We start from the raw sequence: 3,143 nt of genomic DNA on the forward strand, positions 1-3,143 counted from the left end.
ATTTAACATAATGGCGGTTATACGAAGTACACTTGTATATTAATTTAAATATCAATAACTTAAAAATTTAATACTGATCACAAAATGCACAAAAAATGGTTTTTGTAATAAGTTGGTGAGTTTTTAAGCGGATCTGTAACATTTTGCCAGTAAATTTGATCAAAAAACGATCAATTTGGCAGTCAGTGCCCATTTCATACGGATTCAGGTTCCAAAACTATCCCCAATTGCTGGGGATAAAATTTAGGCTATTTTGTACGCCTGAGCTTACGTGAATTCCGGTTCTTTGCGGCTGTCCAGGATAGGTGAATTTTCCTATGATGAAGTCATAGAGAACAGGATGTTCCAAACAACAAGAATAAGAAAGATCGCACCAGGAGCGTGAGGTAAGACAGGAGTCATACCTAGCAACCCAATATGAGAAACCCCGGCAGGATGCCGGGGTTTTTTATTACTAAGAATATCTATAACTGAGTATTAATCTGATAGCGTGTATTACGTCCACCACCTTCTAATTTGACGATACATTCTTTCTCAAGTAGGTCTGATAAATGGCGAGTAGCTGTTGCTTTACTGACTTTAGCAACCTTTTGATATTGTGAAGCACTAATACCATGTTCAAAGCCATTTTCTCCACCGTCTAATAAACGATTTAGAACTTTGCGTTGTTCTTCACCCAGGGTTGAATTTGAATGTTTATGCCAAAATTGACTTTTAAATAATGTTCGACTGATCTGCGCCAAGGTTTTTTCAAGGCTATCATTCAATGTGTCTAGAAACCAAATCAGCCAATTTGTGATATCAGAATCATTTTTTTGGGTTTGCTCTAATACCTCATAGTAACTTTTACGTTTGTTTAATATCGCAGTAGACATTGCATACAAACGGATGCTCTGTTCATCCATTTGAGCGAGAGCAAGGTCTGTAAGTGTACGTGTAATACGGCCATTACCATCATCAAAAGGATGCAGAGTAACAAACCATAAATGGGTAATGCCTGCACGTAACAATGGATCAAGCAATGAATCATTTAAACTCTGATTAAACCACTCTATGAAGGCATTTAAGCGATCTTCTAAGCCTTCTCTTGGAGGTGCTTCAAAATGTACTTTAGGGTAATGCAATCGACCTGAAACGACCTGCATAGGCTCTGATCCCCGGAGTTGACCAATGCGTAAACGTTGCATTGTCCAGTCTGGATCATTGAAAAGCCAACGATGCCATTGCATGAGACGCTCAACAGTCAGTGGTTGCTTAACATCGTTAAGTGCATCTAGCATGATATTGGCTAAACCTTCTGATCGATCTGAGCTTGGATAAGGCTGTTCAAGCGTGACACCCAAGCGTTGAGCTAGAGATGATCGCAATGAAAAAACATTGATGGTTTCATTTTCAATTGCTGATGAAGCAACAAGATTGGCAAGTAGAGTATCTAGAGTGAATTGTTCTTTTGCTAAATCATGCTGACTTTGTCCAAGAAGAAACCCTATTTTTTGATGTATCTGTCTGGTTTTAGGTAAGATAATTGAATCTTGCCATGTGAAATTTGTCCAGTTTTGTATTTGCCAAATCCATTCCTGCATTTTCAATCTTTCTCTGAAAATCTAAGATGAGTTGAATATAGCATATATTCAGATCAATTAATGAGCCGAATATATCGGTTAATTAGCTCATCTATTTATCTAGGACATTTCTATTTGAGGCTTACATACGAATTTCGCATAAGAGATTTTATGTTAAATAAAAGTTTATAAACTAAAAAAGAATTTCTTCTGTCTAGCGCTTAAAGTATTAATATCTATGTCTATAGAGGACATCAATTTAGAGAAAACTTTTGTTTTGATTTCACTAATTTCTTTATCTAGCTCGCTTGTATTACAGGCATCAGAGAAAGCTGCTTTATACCCGTTTGTAATATAATTAATATCTTGAATTACATCAGGAAAGTTTTTTTGCCTTTTTATATTTTTGTTTAAAGAATCATAAGCTAATAATTTTGTACTAACTTTTTCAAATGTTGAGTTAGGTATAAACGATCTAAAATACTTTCCTGTATACCTAAATTCTAACCCTAAAAAATCAATAGATTGATTTTTAACTATTTTCGTTTTAGTACGTTCTTCAAGATCTGGAACAGTGAGTTTAATTTTTATAAGTTCATCTTTTATTAGTAATAAATTTTGTTTAGCTTGTTTATAGGATGAACAAAATACAATTAAATCATCAGCATATCTGACATATTTTATGTTTTTTATATTCATAAAATTGTCAAAATCATATAAATAAAGAGACGCAAAGAATGAAGACATAGGCATGCCCTGTCTAATTCCTTTTCCTTTTTTGGATTTTAAAAATTCAAATTCTTTAGATTCAATTGAATGGGGGGGGGGCAACTTAATATCAATGTTTATAATTTTTTCTAAAATAAAATCAATTTCTTTTATACCTATTTGAATATCAATATTCTTTTTAATTATTTTTCTATCTAAATTATCAAAAAATGCAGATATATCAGTCTTTAATACATGAGAATATTGATTTCTAAAGCCTAATGCTACGCATCTTGCTTTAATAGCACCACCCTCTTCTTTCTTAGACGAAAAATCATAATCAGTCGCTAACTTATATTTTTCTGGGTATTTTTCTCTTATATATTCTAAAATTATTTGTTGTACTAAACGATCTTGGATAGACGGAATACATATTAGACGTAATGAACCATCTGGTTTAGGTATCAATACAGGGTGTAAAGCTTGAGGAAAATATTTTCGATCAGAAAAATCTAGTAAAAGACTGGATAAAATTTGCTCTTTTCTGGAATCAAATTCATTGAAGGAAAGATACTCAGGATAATATTTTATATCTAATAAATATTTAGGTTGTTTAATAAATAAAGTTTTAAATTTTTTAAAAAAGTGTTCTTTAAAGAACTTCTGAAAATCCATGCTCTCTTCACTGTATGCTTTACAAGGCTACCCATACAGGCTGAAAGTCTGTGTTATACGCATATCACCCTCACCGCTGTTCACTAATTTTTCGATGAAGGACGTCCATCGTGTCAAGTTCCCTGCTGATATCGGTGTGATGTGCACTACTCGGGAAGCCTCATTGAGATGTTTGCCAGAGTTTGGCAGCGGTTCAAT

Annotated in this window: 2 protein-coding genes; both read right to left on the minus strand. The window is 33.6% G+C overall.

Going from position 1 to position 3,143, the window contains the following annotated elements:
* Positions 1–464: 464 nt before the first annotated feature.
* On the minus strand, positions 465–1,583 hold the full coding sequence (locus F893_RS15830) for a Fic family protein (RefSeq protein WP_005248996.1): 1,119 nt from the start codon (positions 1,581–1,583) through the stop codon (positions 465–467).
* A gap of 165 nt (positions 1,584–1,748) precedes the next feature.
* On the minus strand, positions 1,749–2,945 hold the full coding sequence (locus tag F893_RS15835; protein WP_005248997.1) for a reverse transcriptase domain-containing protein: 1,197 nt from the start codon (positions 2,943–2,945) through the stop codon (positions 1,749–1,751).
* Positions 2,946–3,143 lie beyond the last annotated feature (198 nt).

Origin of the sequence: Acinetobacter sp. CIP 102136 (assembly GCF_000369685.1) — a bacterium.
Taxonomy (GTDB): Bacteria; Pseudomonadota; Gammaproteobacteria; order Pseudomonadales; family Moraxellaceae; genus Acinetobacter; species Acinetobacter fasciculus.

Bases quoted from the DNA above. Each gene is read 5' to 3' on its own strand.
- F893_RS15835 (WP_005248997.1), bottom strand. From the start codon at position 2,945: ATGGATTTTCAGAAGTTCTTTAAAGAACACTTTTTTAAAAAATTTAAA.
- F893_RS15830 (WP_005248996.1), bottom strand. From the start codon at position 1,583: ATGCAGGAATGGATTTGGCAAATACAAAACTGGACAAATTTCACATGG.